Here is a 642-nt window from a genome sequence, read left to right on the forward strand (position 1 = left end):
CCGTTGGGGTGGTAGTCGAGTTGGTAGGTTTCGCCGGCTTCGTTTTCGATCTCGGTGAGCAATAGCCGAGCGTTGTCGTAGCGGTACTTGACCTGGGTGCCGTCGGCGTTGAGGCGGCGGCTGATCAGGTGCAGGCCATCGGCGTATTCGTAGCGGGTGACGTGGCCGAGCTCGTCGCGTTCGGCGATGATTTTGCCGTAGGGGTTGTAGCTGAATTCCCTACAACCACCGCCTGGCAATACAAGACGAATCAACCTGCCGACGCAGTCCCAGTGATATTGCGTCAGCGCACCATGCTCATCCTCACAGGCAACTTGCCGCCCCAGATCGTCATAGCGATAACGCTTGATCCCACCATTGGGCAATTGCTCCTCAAGCAACTGCCCACGTTCGTTCCACACCAGTCGATGGCAACTGTGATCCGGGTACCAAACTCCAGTCAGTTGCCCGTGCTTGTTGTAGCTGTAGTCAGTAACCTCACCATCGGGATCGGTCCTACGCGTAACATCGCCTTGCTCATTACGCTCGTATTTCCAGACCGCCTCCCCACGCCTGACAACCCGTACAAAACCGTTGTCATGCTCGTAGGACGTTGGCTCATCATCCCCCGGAAACAGCGCGACCAAGCGCCCGGCATCGTCG

Annotated in this window: 1 pseudogene; it reads right to left on the reverse strand. The window is 57.9% G+C overall.

The features are described 5' to 3' along the window. Positions 1-642, reverse strand: a pseudogene (locus APH41_RS28680) (RHS repeat protein); the annotation flags it as partial.

Origin of the sequence: Pseudomonas sp. NBRC 111138 (assembly GCF_001320835.1) — a bacterium.
In the GTDB taxonomy this organism is placed as follows: domain Bacteria; phylum Pseudomonadota; class Gammaproteobacteria; order Pseudomonadales; family Pseudomonadaceae; genus Aquipseudomonas; species Aquipseudomonas paracarnis.